Source organism: Candidatus Eremiobacteraceae bacterium, from assembly GCA_035710745.1.
In the GTDB taxonomy this organism is placed as follows: domain Bacteria; phylum Vulcanimicrobiota; class Vulcanimicrobiia; order Eremiobacterales; family Eremiobacteraceae; genus JANWLL01.
In genome coordinates, this window is record DASTCX010000040.1 from 1 (window position 1) to 20544 (window position 20544).

At 63.8% G+C, this 20544-nt stretch carries 18 protein-coding genes; 6 read left to right on the forward strand and 12 right to left on the reverse strand.

Going from position 1 to position 20544, the window contains the following annotated elements:
• Window positions 1-141: 141 nt before the first annotated feature.
• From VFO25_13770 to VFO25_13795, 6 genes are all read right to left on the reverse strand, one after another.
• On the reverse strand, window positions 142-3072 hold the full coding sequence (locus VFO25_13770) for a hypothetical protein (GenBank protein HET9343971.1): 2931 nt from the start codon (window positions 3070-3072) through the stop codon (window positions 142-144).
• A 175-nt stretch (window positions 3073-3247) separates the two neighbouring features.
• Complete coding sequence (locus VFO25_13775) at window positions 3248-4195, reverse strand: hypothetical protein (protein HET9343972.1); 948 nt, start codon at window positions 4193-4195, stop codon at window positions 3248-3250.
• A 31-nt stretch (window positions 4196-4226) separates the two neighbouring features.
• Complete coding sequence (locus VFO25_13780) at window positions 4227-4667, reverse strand: hypothetical protein (GenBank protein ID HET9343973.1); 441 nt, start codon at window positions 4665-4667, stop codon at window positions 4227-4229.
• Window positions 4664-5977, reverse strand: a complete 1314-nt coding sequence (locus tag VFO25_13785) for an MFS transporter (GenBank protein ID HET9343974.1) — start codon at window positions 5975-5977, stop codon at window positions 4664-4666. Before VFO25_13785 ends, VFO25_13780 begins: the two co-directional genes overlap by 4 nt.
• A gap of 150 nt (window positions 5978-6127) precedes the next feature.
• Window positions 6128-6370, reverse strand: coding sequence for a hypothetical protein (locus tag VFO25_13790; protein HET9343975.1), 243 nt, complete (start codon window positions 6368-6370; stop codon window positions 6128-6130).
• 22 nt (window positions 6371-6392) lie between these two features.
• Window positions 6393-7934 carry an APC family permease gene (locus VFO25_13795; GenBank protein ID HET9343976.1) on the reverse strand — a complete coding sequence of 514 codons (1542 nt, stop codon included), beginning with the start codon at window positions 7932-7934 and terminating at the stop codon, window positions 6393-6395.
• 108 nt (window positions 7935-8042) lie between these two features.
• Between VFO25_13795 and kdpF the strand changes: the two genes are divergently transcribed.
• The 5 genes from kdpF (at window position 8043) to VFO25_13820 (ending at window position 13830) form a co-directional block, all read left to right on the forward strand.
• Window positions 8043-8165, forward strand: coding sequence for a K(+)-transporting ATPase subunit F (gene kdpF / locus VFO25_13800; protein ID HET9343977.1), 123 nt, complete (start codon window positions 8043-8045; stop codon window positions 8163-8165).
• A 96-nt stretch (window positions 8166-8261) separates the two neighbouring features.
• Window positions 8262-9962 (forward strand): potassium-transporting ATPase subunit KdpA, encoded by a 1701-nt coding sequence (gene kdpA, locus VFO25_13805; GenBank protein HET9343978.1) that lies wholly within the window; start codon window positions 8262-8264, stop codon window positions 9960-9962.
• A gap of 2 nt (window positions 9963-9964) precedes the next feature.
• Window positions 9965-12031: a potassium-transporting ATPase subunit KdpB gene (gene kdpB, locus VFO25_13810; GenBank protein HET9343979.1), complete on the forward strand. Its 2067-nt coding sequence runs from the start codon at window positions 9965-9967 to the stop codon at window positions 12029-12031.
• Window positions 12032-12076: 45 nt separating this feature from the next.
• Entirely contained in the window at window positions 12077-12679 is a 603-nt protein-coding gene (gene kdpC, locus VFO25_13815; protein ID HET9343980.1) for a potassium-transporting ATPase subunit KdpC, read from the forward strand.
• 11 nt (window positions 12680-12690) lie between these two features.
• Complete coding sequence (locus VFO25_13820; GenBank protein ID HET9343981.1) at window positions 12691-13830, forward strand: outer membrane beta-barrel protein; 1140 nt, start codon at window positions 12691-12693, stop codon at window positions 13828-13830.
• 1 nt (window position 13831) lies between these two features.
• Here VFO25_13820 and VFO25_13825 read toward each other — a convergent pair whose 3' ends face one another.
• Genes VFO25_13825 through VFO25_13845 form a run of 5 tightly spaced genes read right to left on the reverse strand, consistent with a single transcriptional unit; the run spans window position 13832 to window position 16338 of the window.
• Window positions 13832-14494: a cation transporter gene (locus VFO25_13825; protein HET9343982.1), complete on the reverse strand. Its 663-nt coding sequence runs from the start codon at window positions 14492-14494 to the stop codon at window positions 13832-13834.
• Window positions 14495-14502: 8 nt separating this feature from the next.
• The gene (locus VFO25_13830) at window positions 14503-15159 is read right to left on the reverse strand and encodes an aquaporin (protein HET9343983.1); all 657 of its coding nucleotides are present in this window, start codon (window positions 15157-15159) and stop codon (window positions 14503-14505) included.
• Window positions 15160-15579, reverse strand: coding sequence for an arsenate reductase ArsC (locus VFO25_13835; protein ID HET9343984.1), 420 nt, complete (start codon window positions 15577-15579; stop codon window positions 15160-15162). It lies immediately after the preceding gene.
• Entirely contained in the window at window positions 15569-16006 is a 438-nt protein-coding gene (locus tag VFO25_13840; GenBank protein ID HET9343985.1) for an ArsI/CadI family heavy metal resistance metalloenzyme, read from the reverse strand. The genes VFO25_13835 and VFO25_13840 overlap by 11 nt, the downstream gene beginning before the upstream one ends.
• Window positions 16003-16338 carry a metalloregulator ArsR/SmtB family transcription factor gene (locus tag VFO25_13845; protein HET9343986.1) on the reverse strand — a complete coding sequence of 112 codons (336 nt, stop codon included), beginning with the start codon at window positions 16336-16338 and terminating at the stop codon, window positions 16003-16005. The genes VFO25_13840 and VFO25_13845 overlap by 4 nt, the downstream gene beginning before the upstream one ends.
• A 282-nt stretch (window positions 16339-16620) precedes the next feature.
• Here VFO25_13845 and VFO25_13850 point away from each other — a divergent pair, with 282 nt between their 5' ends.
• Window positions 16621-18249 (forward strand): hypothetical protein, encoded by a 1629-nt coding sequence (locus tag VFO25_13850; GenBank protein ID HET9343987.1) that lies wholly within the window; start codon window positions 16621-16623, stop codon window positions 18247-18249.
• Between the two features lie 113 nt (window positions 18250-18362).
• Here VFO25_13850 and VFO25_13855 read toward each other — a convergent pair whose 3' ends face one another.
• Entirely contained in the window at window positions 18363-20483 is a 2121-nt protein-coding gene (locus tag VFO25_13855; GenBank protein HET9343988.1) for a hypothetical protein, read from the reverse strand.
• Window positions 20484-20544 lie beyond the last annotated feature (61 nt).

The following is a 20544-nucleotide window of genomic DNA, read 5'->3' on the forward strand; positions in this document are numbered from 1 at the left end:
GCGGCCTTCCCGATAGCATGTAGCGGTCGAGCTTTAGCTCGACCGCCGCGGCCTTCCCGATAGCATGTAGCGGTCGAGCTTTAGCTCGACCGCCGCGGTCTTCCCAGGAGTCCTTGATTAAGCCAAGCTTCGCTCGGCCTACTACATCTTCATGAGCTTTGAAAGCTGCGCTCGTACCGTTGCGACCGCCGCGACTTGCTGCTCGGTCGGCTCGCAGTCGCCGTCGTCGACCGCGACCATCAGCCCGCTCAGAGTATCGTTGATCGCCTCGAGGTCGTCGGCGCGCGGCGACGCGGCGGCCTTTGCCGCTTTCCACGCCGCATACGAACGCTCCATGAGCGCCGAGATCTGTTGCTCCAACGCAAGCTGATCCGCATAACCCGCAGCATTCGTCGACAAACGCGGATCGGCCACGATCGTCAAAGGCTGCGACGTCGACCGGCCGTCGACCGTCAACCGCACCGTATATCGCCCCGGCGGCACCGTCGCACCCAAAGGCTCCGCTTGCGTGTCGTGCGGCACAGCGCTGAACGAGTACGAGTGGTTGATCGCCCATGGCCGGTCGTACCGCAGGTCCCACACAAAACGGTGCATGCCGGCACTCGCCGGCGGCACGGCCGGCATCCTGATCCAGTAGTTCGGCACGGTCATCTGATCCATGAACAACGGCGGCGTATCCGTGTTCTTGTACGTGCGTACCACGCCGCCATGCGGATCCAAGATATCGAGGCGCACTATGCCGGTCGCTGCCGCTCCGAGATAGTAATCGATGATCGCCCCGTCCGGCGGATTTTGCCCTGCCGGCACTTCCGGCGGGAACGGCGTTTGCTGATATCGATCGTGCCTGAACCGATACGTCACCTGCGGCTTGAACAAGTACGCGCTTGACGACGCGATCGACGCGGCCATCTCTCGCAGCGGCGTCAGATCGTCCAGGATCCAAAACGAGCGTCCGTGCGTCGCGACGACCAGATCGTCGCCGTGAATCGTCAAGTCGCGCATCGACGTCGACGGCAGATTCAACGACAGCGGCAGCCACTGACCGCCGTCGTCGAACGACACATAGACGCCGCGCTCGGTCCCCGCATAGAGCAGTCCCGGCCTCACCGGATCTTCGCGCACGACGTTCGCCCACGCATCATCTGGCAAACCTCGTGTGATCAACGACCAGGAAGCGCCGCCGTCGTGCGTCCGATAGATGTACGGCTTCGCATCATCCAACCTGTAGCGCGCGACCGCCGCATACGCCGTGCGATCGTCGGTTCGCGACGTCTCCAGAGTCCGGACTTCTTCCCATTGCCCCATCTGATGCGGCGTCACGTTCTTCCAGTGCGCACCGCCGTCCGACGTCCGCCAGATCAAGCCGTCATCGGTGCCAGCCCAGAGAACCGAAGCATCGCGCTTCGACAACGCGAGACTGAAGATGACGCCGCCGCCCGGCTTCTTCGGCGCGAACACGCCGACGGTCGGCGGAATCGACTCGTGCTGACGCGTCAAGTCCGGGCTGATGATCTTCCAGCTATGCCCGGCATTCGTCGTCTCGAACACGACGTTCGCCGCGAGGAACAGCGCATGTTTGTCGACTTGCGAAATCGCCATCGGCGCCGTGCGGTCGTAGCGATACTGGCCGATCTCGTCGGGTGAGATGTCCTGCACTTGGCTCGTCCGCTGGTCATCACGTTGCGCCTTACCGCCGTAGACGATGTTCGGGTCGAGCGGATCGACGACCGCGTAGCCGTATTCTTCGAGATTGACGGGATGGTAGTCGCGGAACGTGATCTCGCCCGAGTCGCTGCGGCTCGCGATCGCCGTCGAACCGCTCTCCTGTTCCGCGCCGTACACCCAATACGGGAACCGGTTGTCGGTCGTCACGTGGAAGAACTGCGCGGTCGGCTGATTGTACCACGGCGTCCACGTGCCGCCGCCGTCGACGGAGATCGTCGCGCCCTGATCGACCGCCAAGACGATGACCGACGGATGGAGCGGATTGATCCAGATCGTATGATAGTCGTCGCCGCCAGGCGCGCCTTTGAGCGCCGTGAACGTCGCGCCGGCATCGGATGATAGCCACGTCGACGTGTTCGCGACGAAGATGCGTGACGGATTCGTCGGATCGACGGTCACGCACGCGAAGTCGTCCCCGCGTCCGGACACACGCGGATCGCTATTGACGACGTGCCAGCTCGCACCCGCGTCGTCCGACCGATAGATGCCGGTGTGTTTGGCGTCCGCCTGCACCCATGCGTACATGCGGCTCGGCATGTCCGGAGCGATCGCGATGCCGATGCGCCCGAGCCCTTGCGCGACGCCCGGCAATCCGGTCGTCAACTGCTTCCACGAATCGCCGCCGTCGTGCGAAACGTACAACCCGCTTCCGGGCGCCTCCATCTCGCCGCCCATATGCCATGGCGAGCGCCGCGACACCCAGAGCGCCGCGTACACCGTCTGTGCGTTCGTCGGATCGAATGCGAGGTCGATGGCGCCCGTATTCTCATCTTTATACAGGACGCGTGTGAACGTTTTGCCGCCGTCGAGCGAGCGATAGACGCCCCGCTCCGGATTCGGCCCGTACGGATGACCGAGCGCCGCGACGAACAGCCGGTTCGCATCGTGCGGGTCGACGATGATCTTCGCGATCTGCTGCGAGTCGCGCAGACCGAGATGCGTCCACGTGTGGGCGCCGTCGGTCGACTTGTACACACCATCGCCGGTCGAAAGGTCCGGCCGGCGCAATCCCTCACCGCTTCCGACGTAGATGATCGAGGCATTCGTCGGAGCGACCGCGATCGCGCCGATCGATTGCGTGTCCTGGCCATCGAAGACCGGCTGCCACGTCAAGCCATAATTCTCGGTACGCCAGACGCCGCCGTCGACCGCGCCGACGTACGCGACGTTTGGCAGCGTCGGAATTCCCGCGACCGCGACGGTGCGTCCGCCAAGGAACGGCCCTATCAAACGCCACCGCATGTCGGAATAGAGTGCCGGCGTGATCCCGTTCGATGATGACGGGGATGTCGCGCCGAGCATGACGATCGCGACGAACGGCATGATAAAATGAAGCATCTTCCTCATGCAGACAAATTAGGAGAAAATAGAGCAGTCGACCTTCACGGTCGACCGTAGCGTAAGGGTGGGAGCGGTCGACCTTTACGGTCGACCGCCGCGGTCTTGCCGATTGGAACCGACTACTCGCTCTGGCGGGATCGCCCGGTCGAGCTAAAGCTCGACCGCTACATCCACCAAGGGCCTACTCCTGCACCGCTTGCGTCGTGGGGCCGAAGTGCACGAACTCGTAATCAGAGATCAGGCCCGGATACTCATAGCGGCCGAACGTATAGTTCACCCCATTGTAGGTCGTGCCGCCGAAGATGAAGTGGTTCGGCCCGTGAAGCGTCGCCGTCGTCGACTCGGTGCGGATGAACCACCAGCCGTGTAAATCGATGAACGTCACCGTCCACGGCACCGTTGTCGCCTGACCTTCGTCGAAGATGCCGTCGGTCACGAGCTTTCGGACATCGAACGTCTTCTCGTCGACCCATAACTCGCGAATGCGATTGCGTTCGGGATGCTCGCGCGCCGTCAGCGACAGATGGTAGACTGGGTAGTCGTCGATCGTATCCTCGCCGAGCAACGTCACATCGTAGTCTGCTCCCGAGACGGCGATCCGTCCGATGATCGGCGGTTGGTCCTCCGGCGGAACATCACCGCCGTAGTGCTTCGGTGTCGGTCCGCGCGCGAGGTCGAAGTCGTACACCGCCGACATGAGCGGCACCCCGAACGGCGGCTCGATGTGATCGCTCGGCTTGCCCTCGGGACTGATGCCGAAAAAACTGAAGCCGTATGGATGCGGCGGTGCGTTCGACGTGTAGAGCGGCACCGTATGGACCGCAAGAGCACCGTCGTGTGTGCGGAGCAACTCGCGAAAGCCTTCGTGATAGCGTTTGCCGTAGTTGGTGTCCGCTTGGACGTCGACCACGTACGCGACGTAGCGCGGGTATGTCCGCAGATACATCGCGAGCCGCGCTTTGGCGAAGATCGTCGTCGCCGACAAGCCCCTCGTGGCGGCAGGCGAATCGGACGTCTGGTCCCGCAACACTTCTTTAAGCCCCGGCGGCTGCGAGTATTCCGGGCTCGGACTGGGTCCCGGCGTTACGAGTGCGAGCAGCGCGGCTGCGGCGAAAACGAGCATCTTCATTAGTAGTACGGCGTGCTCGTCGAAATCCTTTTCACCGCAATTTCACAGGGATGACGAATTTCAGCCCCGACCAGACGTCATCGACCGCACATATCTTGACGTCGACGAGATCGAGCGCGAGCCCGGCGTGGCGGACGTCGTTCTCATCGATGTCCGTCTTTCGCCCCGACGACTTCTTCGGCCACGAAACCCACACCATGCCGTCGCGCTTCATGCTGACCCGCGCCGCGCTGATTGAAGGGCGCAAATCGCGTTCCACCGACACGAACACCTGGATGACGTCGAACGGCCCCTTTCCCGATGCGTAACGCAATGCGCCGAGCGGCAGATTCCCAAGCGTCGTCGCGTAGCCGCGCGGCGCGTTGCGGATCAAGACGAGATGGCCAGGTTTGATGCCGAGCTTTTCGACAAGCGGCTTCGCCGAGTAGCCCGCCGTATCGCCAGCGGACCTTCGAGCCGCTCCACGCTTCACGGACGCGCGACGCCGCTCGACTGTGCGAGCGTCATGCCTTTCGTCTCCGGCGCCCAGAGCGCCGCGATGACAAGGCCGATCACCGACAACACGCACGACGCCCACATGACCCACGACGCCCCATGCGACTGGAGTAATGTCGGCAGCAAGAATGTTCCCGCAGCGGCGCCGATGCGGCTGATCGCCGTGACGACGCCGGCGGCGGTCGCACGCACCTCAGTCGGGAAAAGCTCCGCGGGGTAGACCAGCTCGAGCGAAAACGCCGGCCCCATCGCAAGCGCATAGAATACGAAGAAGAACGCGATCGGCGCAGCGCCCTGGACCACCGCGAGAGCGAAGAACGCGACCGCGCTCGCCGCGAAGCTCGCGATCGCAAGCGGACGCCGACCCCAGCGTTCGATGAGCCACATCCCGGCGATCGAGCCGACTAGGAAGAACCCCGTGATGACGACGGAGCTGACGACCGACGCCGCATGCGACAACCGGAGCGCGTCGAGCACCTGCGGCTCGAACGTGTAGATCGCGAAAAACGGCGTCACTTGCAGCAGCCACATGATGCCGACAAACGCGACAAGGCCGCCGTATCTGCCTCGCATCAGCCGGCCGACCTTCGTCGGCACCTGTTCGTCGACGACGTCGTCAATCGACGCGTTCGGCCCGAGAACGCGCGCAAGAGCGGTAAGCGCCTCGGCCTTGCGCCCCTTGCTCAGCAGCCAGCGCGGCGATTCAGGTGCGGAGCTCCGAAGTATCAGTGCAAGGGCGGCGGGTACGGCGCTGCTCGCGAGGATCCAACGCCACGCGTCCGGACCCGCGCCTTGAAGAAGTGCGCCGACGACGAACGCTGCCAGCGCGCCGACGAACCACGCGACTTGCATGCTCGCCAGCGCTCCGCCGCGCGATCGCTGCGGCATGAACTCGCCGATGAGCGCTGACGCGATCGCGTAATCCGCCCCGATCGCGACGCCGAGCACGAACCGCAGGATGACAAGCTCAGCCGCGTTCTGAGCGATGCCGAGCAACAGCGATGCGACGATGAACGCGACGAGGTCGGCGAAGAACATGAATCGCCGTCCGACGAGATCGGTGACGTAGCCGAAGATGAGGCCGCCGACGAAGATGCCGATGAGCGGCGCCGCTGCGACGAGCCCCTCGACGCTTTGCGACAACGCGATGTGCTGCTGGAGTGTCGTGAGCGCAAGTCCGAAGCTGCTGAGGATGTAGCCATCGCAGAACAACCCGCCGTTCGCATAGACCGCGAGCTTGCCGTGGAATGCGCCGAACGGGACGTCTTCTAATAAAAGTCTCGCCACCCCGCGCCGCTACCACGAGCTGAGACGTCGGCCCTCCCTGGGGTTGTAGCGGTCGAGCTTCTGCTCGACCGGTGGGGCCTCGCATTTAGATTGTAGTAGGCCGAGCGAAGCTCGGCTCGTGGCGCAATACCGCGGTCTTCCACCGGCACGTTATGACTTGCTTGTCACGGTCGGTTGCCTGCCTCGCAACAACTCGACGACGACGTAGCCTATGAACGCCGCGCTGATACCGATGGCGATGTTCGTATCGGTCAGAATATCTCTAGCAGCCCAGGCCAGACCCATTTTCACTCCACGCCCCGAACGTTCAAACTCACCCATCAACAGGTTGGCGTAGAACAGAAAAATGATAAAGCCGATTTCGACAAGGGCCCTCCACATTTTGTTCTTCATCAAGTAGATCGCTGGACGTCGATCACGTCGTGGCGCGCCGGTACTCGTCGAGCATTTCAAGCTCGCCGGCGCGGCTCAGCACCTGTTCGTGATGCGAAACCCAGTCGCGTTTCAGACTCGCGAAGACTTTCTGACGATTGCGCCTTCTATAGAATACGTAGAATAGCGCGCCAAACACCACCCACGCCGGACCCGCGATGCGCCCGATCGGGTGGGTCAGCAGCGTAAAAACCAGGATCGAGCCGATGCCGATCAAGCCGAGCACGGAGACGATCGAAAGCGTCCCCTTGGCACCTCGGATCGTCATCGGGATATTCCACGGCATCCGATACGGCCGAGGCGCGTGCGGATCTGAAAAGCGCAAGACGATGAGCGCTACGAATACAAGCGTGTACGACAGCGCGGCTCCGAAGGCGTAGAGGTCCGCCAAAAAGTTGAGCGCTTGATCGCCCTGCAGATACGCGGCCACCAGCTCCACCAAAGCGACGCCCGCGAAGAACAAGATCGAGAACACCGGGGTCTTCGTCTTGGCGTTCGTCCGCTTGAACACGCTGGGCAACAGGTTGAAATTGCCCATCGAGTACGCGATCCGCGACGCCCCGTACACGCCGGAGTTGCTCGATATCATGATGAGACACGCGCCGAGCAGCGGCACGTAGAGCTTGAAAAGCCAGCCGAGGTACGGGATGAAGCCGGCCAATACTGCAACAGCCTTGTCGTTGTTATCCGCGTTGCCCAAGTACGCGAACATGGGCGTCGCGCCCGCGCTCGTCGGCACGTCCGCCATGCCCAACACGAGATTCGAAAACGATAAAGCGAACAACAAGATCGTCAAGATGAGCGCGAGCGACGTCCGCGGCATGACGCTCGACGGGCGATATGTCTCCTCGGCCGCCTGCGATATGCTCTCGAGCCCGACGAACGATATGATCGCGAGCGAAACGCCGAGGAGCAAATTCGAAGTCGTCGGCCAATGCGCTTGCATATTGTGGACGAGCAAGAACGGGCTCCATGCGAACACGAAGCCGCAGACCAAAATCAAAGTCTCGTTGACAACGTCGAGCGCGGAGACGATCTCGTTGATGCGCGACGATTGTTTGACGCCGAGCACGTTGATCGCTGTCAAGAATGCGGTCAACGCCAACACGCAGACGAAATACCACGCGTGATGCGTTGTCAGCCACGGCACGAGAACGCTCAGATATCCGATACTGATCCACGCGAAGAGCGAGATGTCGATCGTGAAGTCCAGCACGACCGCCCAGCCCGCGATGAAGCCCATGAAATCGCCGAGAGCACGAGTGACGAAGAACTGGCCGCCGCCCGCGACAGGATACGCGGACGCGAGCTCGGTATACGCGAGCCCGATGCAGACGTAGACGATGCCGGCGAACGCGAACGCGATGTTCGCGGCGCCCATCGCCGCGCCCACGACCAATCCGAGCGCTACGTATATGTCCGCGCCGACGTCGGCATAGCCCCACGCGTAGGAACCCCAGATCGAGACGGCGCGCCGAAGCTCGGTGCTTTCCTGCGGTTTGGCGGCGATCGACATCGATGACATAGCGCTCAACCGCTGACATTCTACGTCGGCGTCGGCGAGCGCCTTGCTTCCGTGCAAGCATCATCCGAACGGACTATCCGTTCGGATGCAAGAGCGTCCGAGCGGGGGATGGCGGAGCCTCCTGACCCGCGCTATCATTGGGTCGTGCTCGACCAGATCATCGGCCTCGTCCTCGCCATCCTCGCCCTCGCATACCTCACCTATGCCATGCTCCGCCCCGAGCGGTTCTGAGCAGGCGAGACATGCTCGACCTTATCCTCATCATCGCCTCGATCGCCGGCTTCTACCTCTTCGAGCGCTTCACGGCGGCGTGCGAGCGGATCTGACATGACGCTCGTCGGCTGGCTGCAAACGATCGTCTTCTTCGCCCTCGTCATCGCATTGACCAAACCGCTCGGCGCGTACATGGCGCGCGTGTTCGAGGGCCAGAAGACGACGCTCACGCCGGTCTTTGCGCCGGTCGAGCGCCTCGTCTACAAGCTGTGCCGGATCGACCCGCGCGTGGAGATGAGCGCGGCGACCTATCTCTTCGCCGTCCTCGCATTCAGCGTCGTCGGCCTTCTATATATGTACGCGCTGCTCCGCACGCAAGCGTACTTGCCCCTCAACCCGCAGCACTTCGCCAACGTCGCGCCCGACCTCGCATGGAACACCGCCGTCTCGTTCGCCACGAACACGAATTGGCAGTTCTACTCGGGCGAGAGCACGATGAGCTATCTCAGCCAGATGGCGGGGCTCGCATGGCACAACTTCGCCTCCGCCGCGGTCGGCGTCGCGATAGCGATCGCTGTCATACGAGGCGTGACGCGCACCGACAAGACGACGGTCGGCAATTTCTGGGTCGACGTCACCCGCACGCTTCTGTACGTCCTGCTCCCGATCAGCATCGTCGGCTGCCTCGTGCTCGTCTCGCAAGGCACGCCGCAGAACTTCCACGCCTACCAGAACGTCACGTCGATAGAAGGCTTCAAGCAGGCGATCACCGGCGGCCCGATGGCCTCGCAGGAAGTGATAAAAGAGCTCGGCACGAACGGCGGCGGCTTCGTCAACGCGAACTCCGCGTCGCCGAACGAGAACCCGACGCCGTTCAGCAACCTTTTCGAGCTCGTGCTCATCTTCAGCCTCGGCGCCGCGCTGACGTACACGTACGGGCGCTACGCGAAAGACCAGCGTCAGGGCTGGGCGCTTTTCACAGCGATGGCCATTCTCTTCGCCGCCGGGTTCACGACGGCGTATGGCGCCGAGGGCGCCGGCAACCCAATCGTCCAGGCGCTCGGCGTGCACGGCGGCAACATGGAAGGCAAGGAGACGCGCTTCGGCGTTGCAGCCTCCGCCCTCTTCGCGACCGTCACCACCGACACGTCGTGCGGCGCGATCAACGCGTGGCACGATTCGTTCACCCCGATCGGCGGCCTCGTGCCGCTCGCGAACATGCAGCTCGGCGAGGTCGTCTTCGGCGGCGTCGGCACGGGGCTGTACGGCATGGTCCTCTTCGTCGTCCTGACCGTCTTCATCGCGGGGCTCATGGTCGGCAGAACGCCTGAGTACCTCGGCAAGAAGGTAGAGCGGCGCCAGGTGCAGCTCGCGATCATCGGCGCGCTCGTTCTGCCGCTGTTCGCACTCGTTCCGACCGCACTCTCCGTTGTGCTCCCGCAGGGCACCGCGACGCTCACCAACGCAGGACCGCACGGCTTCGCCGAGATTCTCTACGGATTCACCTCGACCACCGAGAACAACGGCAGCGCGTTCGGCGGTCTCGGCGCCGACATGTACTACAACATCCTCATGGGCGTCGTCATGCTGTGCGGCCGCTACCTCTTCCTCATCCCCGCGCTGCTGCTCGCCGGCTCGATGGCCGGCAAGCCGCGCGCGCCCGAATCCTCAGGCACGTTCACGACGCGCTCGCCGATCTTCGTCGGGCTGCTCATCGGCGTCATAGTCATCGTCGGGGCGCTCACGTTTTTCCCCGCCGACGCCCTCGGCCCGATCGTGGAGCACCTCCGCATGCTCCACGGACAGGTGCGATAGACATGATACCGCAGCGCCGCATCGATCGCCGCCCGCGCGCGAAGTCGCTCTTCGACCGTGATATAACGCTGCGAGCGATCGGCGATTCATTCGTCAAGCTCGACCCGCGCGGGCAGGCTCGCAACCCGGTCATGTTCGTCTGCGAGGTCGGCGCAATCGTCACGCTTCTCTTCTTCTTCCGCGACCTCGCCACGCATCGAGCGGCCGGTTTCGATTTCGCGATCTCTGTCTGGCTATGGTTCACCGTCCTCTTCGCCAACTTCGCCGAAGCGGTGGCCGAGGGACGCGGCAAGGCGCAAGCCGACTACCTGCGCAGGACGAAGAGCGAGACGAAAGCCCGGCTCGTCAGCGGCAAGAACCAGGAAGGCGAAGAGCTCGTCAGCGCGACCGCCCTGCGCAAGGGCGACGTGGTCAAGATCGCCGCGAACGAACTCATCCCTGCCGACGGCGACGTCATCAAGGGCGCGGCCTCCGTCGACGAATCGGCGATCACCGGCGAATCGGCGCCGGTCATCCGCGAAGCCGGCGGCGACCGCAGCGCCGTCACCGGCGGTACGCGCGTCCTTTCCGATGAGATCCTCGTGCGGATATCGTCCAACCCCGGCGAGACGTTCCTCGACCGTATGATCACGCTCGTCGAAGGCGCGAACCGCCAAAAAACGCCGAACGAGATCGCGCTTTCGATCCTGCTCTCGGGCCTGACGATCATATTCGTCATCGCCGTCGCGACGCTTTCGCCGTTCGCGATGTACGCCGGCACGACCGTATCGGTCACAGTGCTTATCGCGCTGCTCGTGTGCCTCATCCCGACGACGATCGGGGGCCTTCTCTCCGCGATCGGCATCGCCGGTATGGACCGCGTCATGCAACGCAACGTGCTCGCGATGAGCGGGCGCGCCGTCGAAGCCGCCGGCGACGTCGACACGCTGCTGCTCGACAAGACCGGCACGATCACGCTCGGCAACCGCCAGGCGACCGAGCTCGTCGCCGCGCCCGGCGTATCGAACGCCGACATGATCCGCGCGGCTTACCTATCGTCGCTCGCCGACGAGACCCCCGAAGGCCGTTCGATCGTCGCGCTCGCGATCGAACGCGGCGCGTCGACCGCAAACGGAGCGACACCCGTTGGTGCGCAGTTCGTACCGTTTTCGGCATATACGCGTATGAGCGGACTCGATCTCGGTGACGGCGACGCCATCCGCAAAGGTGCGCCCGATGCGGTGCGCGCGTGGGTCCGAGAACGAGGCGGCGAGGACGGGTCGGTCCTAGCGCAAGACGTCGAGCGAATCGCGCGTTCGGGCGGAACCCCGCTGTTGCTTGCGACGAGAAAGGGGGTGCTCGGGCTCGTCCACCTCAAAGACGTGCTCAAGCCGAATATGCGCGAGCGCTTCGACCGCCTGCGCGTCATGGGCATCCGCACGATCATGATCACCGGCGACAACCCGCTCACGGCGGACGCGATCGCCCGCGAATCCGGCGTCGACGACTTCCTCGCCGAAGCGACGCCCGAGACGAAGATGGCGCTCATCCGGCGCGAACAGGGCGATGGCCGGCTCGTCGCGATGACGGGCGACGGCACGAACGACGCCCCAGCGCTTGCTCAAGCCGACGTCGGGGTCGCGATGAACTCGGGCACGCAGGCGGCTAAAGAAGCGGCGAACATGGTCGACCTCGATTCCGACCCGACGAAGCTCATCGAGATCGTCGAGATCGGCAAGCAGCTGCTCATGACGCGCGGCGCGCTCACGACGTTCTCCATCGCGAACGACGTCGCGAAGTATTTCGCGATCCTTCCCGCGATGTTCGCAACCGCATATCCAGTGATGAATTCGCTCAACGTCATGCAGTTGACGACGCCCCAGAGCGCGATCCTGTCCGCCGTCATCTTCAACGCCCTCATCATCATAGCGCTCGTGCCGCTCGCGCTCCGCGGCGTCAAATATCGCCCGATCGGCGCAAACGCCGTCCTTCGCTTGAACACGCTCGTCTACGGAGTAGGAGGCGTCATCGTGCCGTTCATCGGTATCAAGCTCATCGACATGCTTCTCGCCGCCCTCCACCTCACATGATATGTAGTAGGCCGAGCGAAGCTCGGCAAAGCAGGATAAAAGTAAATGAATGCGCACCCCAAAGACAACCTCCTCCACCACCTCGCCCCAGCGGTGCTCTTCACGATCGTCACCGTGATCATGTTCGGTCTGATCTATCCGATCGCGATGACGCTCGCAGCGCAGGCGATCTTCCCCGCGCAAGCGCGCGGCGCGTACGTCTACAAGAACGGCACCCCTATCGGCTCCGATATCGTCGGACAGCTGTGGACGAAGCCGCAATACTTCCACGGCCGTCCGTCGGCCGCGGGCAACGGCTACGATCCAACGTCGACGGGCGGCACGAACCTCGCGCCGACGTCGAAAAAACTCATCGACTCGACGAAAAGCACGCTCGCCGCACTTCGAAAGGAGAACCCCGACGCCACGATGACGGTGCCGATGGATCTCGTCACCTCAAGCGCAAGCGGCATCGACCCGGATATCAGCCCGCAAGCGGCGTATTACCAGGCGCCACGCATCGCTAAGGCCCGCGGCATGAGCGTCCGCGGCGTCGACGCGATCATCGGTCAGAACGTCGAACCGCGCGAGCTCGGGTTTTTGGGCGAACCGCGGGTCAACGTGCTCGCGCTCAACCTCGCGCTCGACTCGGCCACGCCGCAAAGGTGACGAACAAGACAGTGAGATTGCAAGCCGTCGCAGCAATAGCCGCAGGGCTCCTCGCACTCGTCACGGTGCGCGATATCGCGCGCGCCGATACCGCAACGACGGCACCCACCCCGTCACCTGTCGCTATCCATGCGGTCTTCAGCGCGACAGAAGCATATACGAGCGGCGTCAACGCGATCGGCAGCTTCGATACGCCGACCGGCGCCGATCTGACGAGCCGATTCAACGTAAGCAACGCGTTCGCGATACTGACGAAGACCTCGGGCACGCTGCAGTTCGCGCTCCAAGCCGGCGCGTACAGCATACCGACCATCGGCGTCGCCGGCAACAAGACGATCCAATCTGGTGCGAACACCGACCTCTTCGGACCGGTTCCTCTCGCCTACCTCGAGTACGTGCCCAGCCCGAACTTCAGCGTTAGCGCGGGCGTGCTCGCGTCGCTCACCGGCGCAGAGTCGACGTTCACGTACCTCAACTGGAACATCCAGCGCGGTGCCGTATGGAACGTCGAGAACGCCGTAGAACGCGGCATCCGGGCGAACTGGACGCAAGGCAAGACGACGTTCACCCTTGGTGCGAACGACGGTTACTACTCCGGCAATTACGGCGCTGCCGAGGCGGCGGTCTCGTATGCCCTCGACCCATCCGATTCGATTCTCGCGGTCTGGCTCGACCCGAACGCGCGAACGCCAGGCAACAAGACGACGTCGATCGCGAACAAAGAGCTGCTCAACCTCGTCTATACGAGAACGAGCGGCAAGCTCCAGCTCGCGCCGTACGTGCTATGGGCGCGATCGCCCGCGACATCGGCGCTCGGTTACGCAAATTCGGAAAGCGCGTTCGGCGGTGCCGTGCTCGCGAACCTCACCTGGTCGAACAACTTCTCGACGGCGCTGCGTTGGGAGACGCTCCACAACTCGAGCTCGCCGACCGACGCGAGCCTCAACGCCGACCTGATCGGCTACGGGCCCGGAAGCGGCATCACGTCGTGGACTCTCACCCCGGCTTGGAAGTTGGGCGGAGGGGCGTTTTTCAGGATCGATCTCTCGCAGGCGCATGTCACGGGCGCCGCACCCGGCCTCGCTTTCAGCCCCGCCGGCAACTCGACGAATCAGTCGCGCATCGTATTAGAACTGGGCACCCAGATCTAGACTAGCAGCAATGCTTGCCTTCCCACGCCTCGCGCGCTTCGCGCAGCAAGAACGCGACGATGACCAACGACGCGATGCAGTCGACCCACCACAGCCCGAGAAGGCGTTGTGCGACCAGGCCGACGATGACGACAACAGCCAGATACCAACACGCTACACCCTGAGCCGCGTCGGCGTTGAGCGATCCGCTCTGCAACTTGGCGCCTAACCGTCGCTTCGCGACCGACAGCCACAACATCACCGGAATCGCGACGATCGCGACGGCAAGCCCATCGACCGAGAACTCCTCGCCGCTTCGATTCCAAAGCTTGATGCCCGCCTCGACGACCACGTACGCGCAGACCGCCAAGAGCAACACCGCGGCAATCCGGCTCGCCCGCAATTCGACGCGGTCGAGATGATTGCAGGTTCCTTCGTCGGTGCAGTCATGGCCGAGTTCCCAATCCAGCCGCCAGATCAGAACGCCCGCCGAAGTCATCTCGATCAGGCTGTCGAGGCCGAATGCGGTGAGCGATACACTTCTCGCCGCGATGCCCGACCAGATCGCGACGCCCGACTCCACCGTCATCCACGCGATCGTGAACCATTCGACGAGGATCGCCCGGCTGATCAGCTGCGATCGATCGAATCCCGGGGAGATGCCGCCCGCGATCGGTGTTGCCATGTAGACGTCTAGTCTCGTGCCGGCGACGTCATCACCTTGTATGTCGCGACGGCAAGGAGCGCCCCTACGAGCGGCCCGACGACGTAGATCCATTGATCGATCCACGTACCGGTCACGAGTGCCGGCCCGAACGAACGCGCCGGATTCATCGACGCCCCGGATATAGGCCCTCCGAACAATGCGTCGAGCGCGATCGTGCCGCCGATCGCGATGCCGGCGAAGCTCTTGACGGCCTTGCCGTGCACCGCCGATCCGAAGATGACGAATACGAGCAAAAACGTCATCGCCGTTTCGAGGATCAAGGATGTCGATACTCCGCTCTGCGGCAAGGTGATGCCAAGCTCGCCGGTCTTCCCGAAGATCGCGAAAAGCAGCGCGCTCGCCGCAGCGGCACCGGCGAGTTGCATCGATACATACCAAGGCACCCGTCGTGCGGGGAATTCACCCAGCGCCCAAAAGCCGGCCGTCACCGCCGGATTGAAGTGCGCGCCTGAAACGTGCCCGAGCGCATAGATGAGCGCGGCGATGACGAGGCCGAAGACCAACGAGACGCCGACGTGCGTGACCTCGTGGCTGATCGAATCCACGACGATCGCGCCGGTGCCGGCGAACACAAGAAAAAACGTGCCGACGAACTCGGCGACGAGCGCCCCTCTCAATTGCACTTAGGTCGTCGTCTTCATCGAACGCAGCTGTTCGATGAGGCGCAGCACGCGCCGTTCGATGTCGTCGCGGATCGTTCGGACCGTCAGAATGTCCTTGCCGGCCGGATCGTCGACCTCCCAGTCCTCGTAACGTTTGCCCGGATAGATCGGACAGACATCGCCGCAGCCCATAGTGATGACGACGTCGGCTGCGCGCACGACGTCGTCGGTCATCGGTTTTGGGAATTCTTTGCTGACGTCGATGCCGATCTCGTTTAGAGCCTCGACGACGACCGGATTGATGTTGCCCGCCGGCGCACTGCCCGCGGAGCGCACGTGTACGCCTCCGTGCGATCTTGCATCGAGGAGCGCGGCCGCCATCTGGCTACGCCCCGCGTTGTGCACGCACACGAAGAGCACCTCAGGCTTGTCAGACCGCACAACATTCCTCTGCGTTCGGGTCGGCGTCGGAACAGCACGTCACGCCACCCTCGTTTCGCGTCTCGGTATCTTCGAGTACCGTATAGACCTCCCAATGTCGGCCGTCCGGATCGGCCGCCCACACCTTCGTCTGTTTGGCGTAGCAGCACGTCTCTTCGCGCTCGATGTCGACGGGCAATCCGGCGGATTGCAATCGCGCGATAGCCGCATCGACCGCATCGGCGGAATCGACGACGATGCCGAAGTGGGCCGAATGGCCGGCCTCCGCGCGCGCGTTTCGGTCGAGCGCCAGCTCCAACCCTGGATCGTCGGTGATGAACAGCGCGTAGTCATCGAACGACTTCGCGGGCTCCGCGTCGAGCAAGGTACGATAGAAGGCGACGCTCTTGGCGAGGTCGCGAGTGGCCAGATTCAAATGCGTTTTCACGCTGCTATTGCTTTCTCTGAGAAGAGCGCGTTGACGGCTTTGCGCAGTCGACCGAGGACCCCCGGAGCAAGGCGGTAGTACACCCATGTCCCCGTCCGACTGGATCGAACGAGATCGGCTTCGCGCAGCCAACGCAGGTGATGCGAAACCGTGGGTTGCTCCAGCGGAAGTCCCGCGGTGAAGTCGCAGACGCAGACCTCGTCCTTGGCGCGCGCGAGCGTGGCGAGGATCGCCAATCGGTGCGGGTCGCCCAGCGCCTTGAACAACTGGGCTTGCTCCCCGAAATCGGTGTCGACAACTTTGACGAACGGGGTGCATCGCTGCATTGACATACGTCGATGTTATCGCGTATATCGAGATTTGTCAATATAATAGCTTGAGGGTGCGATTCTGAAAATCGGTCGATGCGGTCAACCGTTAACGCCGCATTCTCAGATATCGGGCTCCATCGGCGCCGTGAGCGCCATATGATATAGAACGGCCGCCAGATTCACCGATCGGCGGCCCGGAGGATTGGAGCGCCGCACGGCGGTAGACCTGAGAGACGTCAATTCCGGGCGTCGCGTACTTGTCATTCCAGGTCGTCAGCGATTCTCGTTCGCGGAGGAGTCACGATGAACATCAAGACCGCCGTCGTTTCTGCGGCAGTTCTCTCGCTCGGATTGACGTTTGCCGACAGGACGCCGGCTCACGCCCAGCCTTACGCCATCTACAAACCGGTCGTCACGAAGGCGGTCGCGTTCGACATCTCACGTCCGGTGCGCTCGATGCCGGTGACGAATTTCGTCGGCGGTGCGCGCGAGGTCCACGAGTACGACGGACCGTTCCCGCGTAACGTGCCGGTCTTCAAAGATCCGGTCGTCCAGCGCGCGATGGGGACCGACCCGAACATCGGGCCGAGCCTCTCGTTCGAAGGCATCAGCAACATCAACGGCGTGCTGCCGCCGGATCCCGACGGCGCGATCGGCATCAACAACTTCGTCGAAATGGTCAATCTGTCGTTCGCGGTCTACGACCGGCTCGGCAACAAGCTCTCGGGCCCGACGACGATCGGCACGCTGTTCAGCGGCTTCTCGGTCCCCGATTGCGCGCAAAATTCCGGCGACCCGGTCGTGCTCTACGACCGCCGAAACGATCGCTGGATCCTCACCCAGTTCACGACTCGCGGACCCAACTATTGGAATTGCGTCGCCGTATCGCAGACCGGCGACCCGACGGGCTCGTACTTCCGCTACGCGTTCGCGGCCGGTCCGAACTTCCCTGATTATCCGAAGTACGGCGACTGGAGCGATTCGTACATCCTGACGTCGCGCGACTTCGGTAACAACGGTTCGTACGGCATCAGCGTCTACGGCCTCGAGAAGAAAAAGATGGTCGCGGGCAATCCGAATGCGCGCAGCGTCCATTTCTTGCTCGACTCCGCTGTGGTCCCGATCGCCACGATCGGTGACGGGCTTCTGCCTTCCGACGTCGACGGTAAGAGCTTTCCGGCCGCCGGCGCACCCGCTCCCATCGTCGGGACGCAGGACGACAACGGCCCGTACGGCGCGTCCTTCGACGCGCTCAACATCTACGATCTCACCGTCCTCTGGAGCAATCCGAACGCGTCGACGCTGACCGGACCGACGCAGTTGGCGACGGCTTCGTTCAACTCGACGTTCCCATGCGGATCCGGCCGGCAATGCATTCCGCAGCCGGGCACGACGGTGAAGATCGATTTCCTCGGCTATCGTCAGCGCCCGACCTTCCGTCTTGCTTACCGGAAGCACGTCGGCTACGAGCAGCTCGTGACGAACCAGTCGGTGCAAGCGAGCCCGGGCGTCGCAGGTGTGCGGTGGTACGAGATCCGCCGTGTCAGCGGTGTCTATTCCATCTTTCAGCAAGGGACGTATGCGCCGTCCGACGGCATCAACCGCTGGATGGGCAGCATCGCGACCGATCATCACGGCGACATGCTGCTCGGCTTCAGCGTCTCGGATGGAAGCAGCATTTTCCCGGGGATCAGGTTCACCGGACGCAAACCTGCGGATCCGCTCGGCACGATGACGCTTCACGAAGCGGTCATCCAAAAAGGAACCGGTTCGCAGTTGAGCTCCGCGAACCGCTGGGGCGACTACACCGCGATGAGCGTCGATCCGGTCGACGACTGCACGTTCTGGTACGTCAACGAGTACATCCAGACGACAGGTTCGGCTCCGTGGCAGACGCGCATCGCGACGTACAAGTTCCGGGGCTGCCACTAGCCCCACGGGTAGGGAGCGGTCGAGATTTATCTCGACCGCCGCGGCCTAACCACTAGACTCTGTAGCGGTCGAGCTTCAGCTCGACCGCCGCGGTCTGACCTGAGCCGCGTGCCCTACGCCGACGCGACCGGCGCGAGCACGAGCAGTTCCTTCGCGCCCGCGTCGAGCACGCGACGCGCGACCGTCGGACCCGCGAGCAAGCCTGGCCGAGCGCGCGCGCCCTCGATGACGATGACGGCCCGCATGTCGCGGCCGCGCCGCGCAAGTTCTTCGTACGGACGCTCGGCGACCGCCAGCGCCCAATCCGCTCGGACGGCGACCGTCGCGGCCTCGAGGACCGAAACGACCGGATCGCGCGCGTGGCGCGGCTTGGAGACGTGAAGCACGTGCAGATCGACGCTGAGCCGGTCGGCAAGCCGCGCCGCACGGTGGATAAGCGCGACGTCGCGTTCGCGCGGCGCCACGCCTAACAGCAGGTCGCCGACCCGCGCCAAACCCTTCGGCGCCGGGCGGCGTACGCGAAGCGCTTCGCGCAGCGCGAGTTCGCGCAGCGCAGATAGGTTCTCGACCTGGAAGAACGACGACAAGGCCGCGTCGACGCGGTCGCGGGGATAGATCTTCCCGGCACGCAAGCGATCGCGCAGCGTCTGCGGGCTCGCGTCGATCAGGACGACCTCGTCTGCATATTCCAGCACGCCGTCAGCGATCGTCTCCCTCACAGTCACGCCGGTCAACCGGCGGACGACGTCGTTCAAGCCTTCGAGGTGTTGGATGTTGAGGGTCGTCATGACCGATATGCCTGCGCGGATGACCGTCAGCACGTCGAGATAGCGTTTCGTGCGCACGCTGCCTGGGGCGTTCGAATGCGCGAGCTCGTCGATCAATGCCACCGCCGGGCGGCGCGACAGGAGCGCGTCGACGTCGAGCTCCTCGTACACGATCCCGACGGACTCGATACGCTTGCGCGGCAGCACCTCGAGGCCGTCGATGAGCCGCTCCGTGTCTGCGCGCCCATGCGTCTCGACGAGCGCGGCCACGACGTCGACTCCGGCGTCGACCATCTGATGCGCGCGGTCGAGCATCGCATACGTCTTGCCGCACCCTGCAGCCGCACCGAGGTAGACGGTCAGCTTCCCGTAGCCTATGCGTTGACGATCTGCAAGCGTCTGACCGAACGCGTAGCCGCTCGCAGCACGGCGTGCGGAGCACTCCTTTGAGTTCGCCCAGGCTGCGTCGACGATGAGAACGTCGCGCACCGCCCCGCCCGCGGCGACGCGTCGAGCGAGATCGCCAAGAGGCAACGCGACGAGCGGCGCGGTGACGCCGGCAAGGTTCGAACCGAGGTTTTCGCTTTCGTTGAGGCCCGCGTTGACGGCGCGCGCCGCGAGCGTCGCGTTTTCCAACGCACCGGCCTCGAGCGGCGCCACCGACAGCGACAGGTTCATCGCATCGGCGAATGCGGCCGCGTGCGCGACGAGGCCGCCCGCATCGACGTCCTTCGGCACGAACGCGAGCGCGACCGACGTCTGCGGAGCTTCGATGCGAGCACGAGCGAGGTCGTCGATCGTCCGCAGCAAGAGCCCTCGGAGTGCGCGAAGCGTTTGCGGACGGAACGGACCTTGCAGCGCGCGGTCGACGTCATCAGGCCGTACGATCAGGCCCGCGTGAAGCCGCGACTCGAGCTGTTCGGGCGAGACGTCGACGGCGACGACTTGATCGGCGCTCCGCAGGAACGAGGTCGGCACGATTTCGCGGACGGGAAACCCGATGAGCGCTTCCGCGGCGGGCGCGACGCTCTCGAGATGCTGGACGTTGAAGGCGCCGATGACCGATCTTCCCGCGGCTTTGAGCGCGAGCGCGTCCTCCCAGCGTTTGACGTGCTGGCCGCCGGCGAGATTCGTATGCGCGAGCTCGTCCAAGACGAATGCTTGATAGTCGGATGCCAGCGCCGCGGCGAGATCGAAATCTTCGAACGTCGATCCGCCGACCGCCACCGTGCGCGGTGGGATGCGAGGCAGCCCGGCGGCGAGCGCCTCGAGATCGCTCCGATCCTTCGTCTCGACCCAGCCGAGCGCGACGCGAACGCCGGCATCGGCGAGCGCGCGCGCCTCGGTCAAGAGGCGATGTGTCTTGCCGGCTCCGGGCGCGTATCCCAAATACACCGTCAGACGCGGTTGTGCGCCCAGGTCTCGAAGTATCTCCTCTGCCCGAGATCGATGGTCTGCGGTGGCCACAGCAGCGTGAGCTTCGCCGCACCGTGCACGGCGTCCGTCTAGAGGTCAGCTAAGCCTTGGG

Coding starts and splice junctions, on each gene's coding strand:
- VFO25_13770 (HET9343971.1), bottom strand. CDS start 3,072: ATGAGGAAGATGCTTCATTTTATCATGCCGTTCGTCGCGATCGTCATG.
- VFO25_13775 (HET9343972.1), bottom strand. CDS start 4,195: ATGAAGATGCTCGTTTTCGCCGCAGCCGCGCTGCTCGCACTCGTAACG.
- VFO25_13790 (HET9343975.1), bottom strand. CDS start 6,370: ATGAAGAACAAAATGTGGAGGGCCCTTGTCGAAATCGGCTTTATCATT.
- VFO25_13795 (HET9343976.1), bottom strand. CDS start 7,934: ATGTCATCGATGTCGATCGCCGCCAAACCGCAGGAAAGCACCGAGCTT.
- kdpF (HET9343977.1), top strand. CDS start 8,043: ATGGCGGAGCCTCCTGACCCGCGCTATCATTGGGTCGTGCTCGACCAG.
- kdpA (HET9343978.1), top strand. CDS start 8,262: ATGACGCTCGTCGGCTGGCTGCAAACGATCGTCTTCTTCGCCCTCGTC.
- kdpB (HET9343979.1), top strand. CDS start 9,965: ATGATACCGCAGCGCCGCATCGATCGCCGCCCGCGCGCGAAGTCGCTC.
- kdpC (HET9343980.1), top strand. CDS start 12,077: ATGAATGCGCACCCCAAAGACAACCTCCTCCACCACCTCGCCCCAGCG.
- VFO25_13825 (HET9343982.1), bottom strand. CDS start 14,494: ATGGCAACACCGATCGCGGGCGGCATCTCCCCGGGATTCGATCGATCG.
- VFO25_13845 (HET9343986.1), bottom strand. CDS start 16,338: ATGTCAATGCAGCGATGCACCCCGTTCGTCAAAGTTGTCGACACCGAT.
- VFO25_13850 (HET9343987.1), top strand. CDS start 16,621: ATGAACATCAAGACCGCCGTCGTTTCTGCGGCAGTTCTCTCGCTCGGA.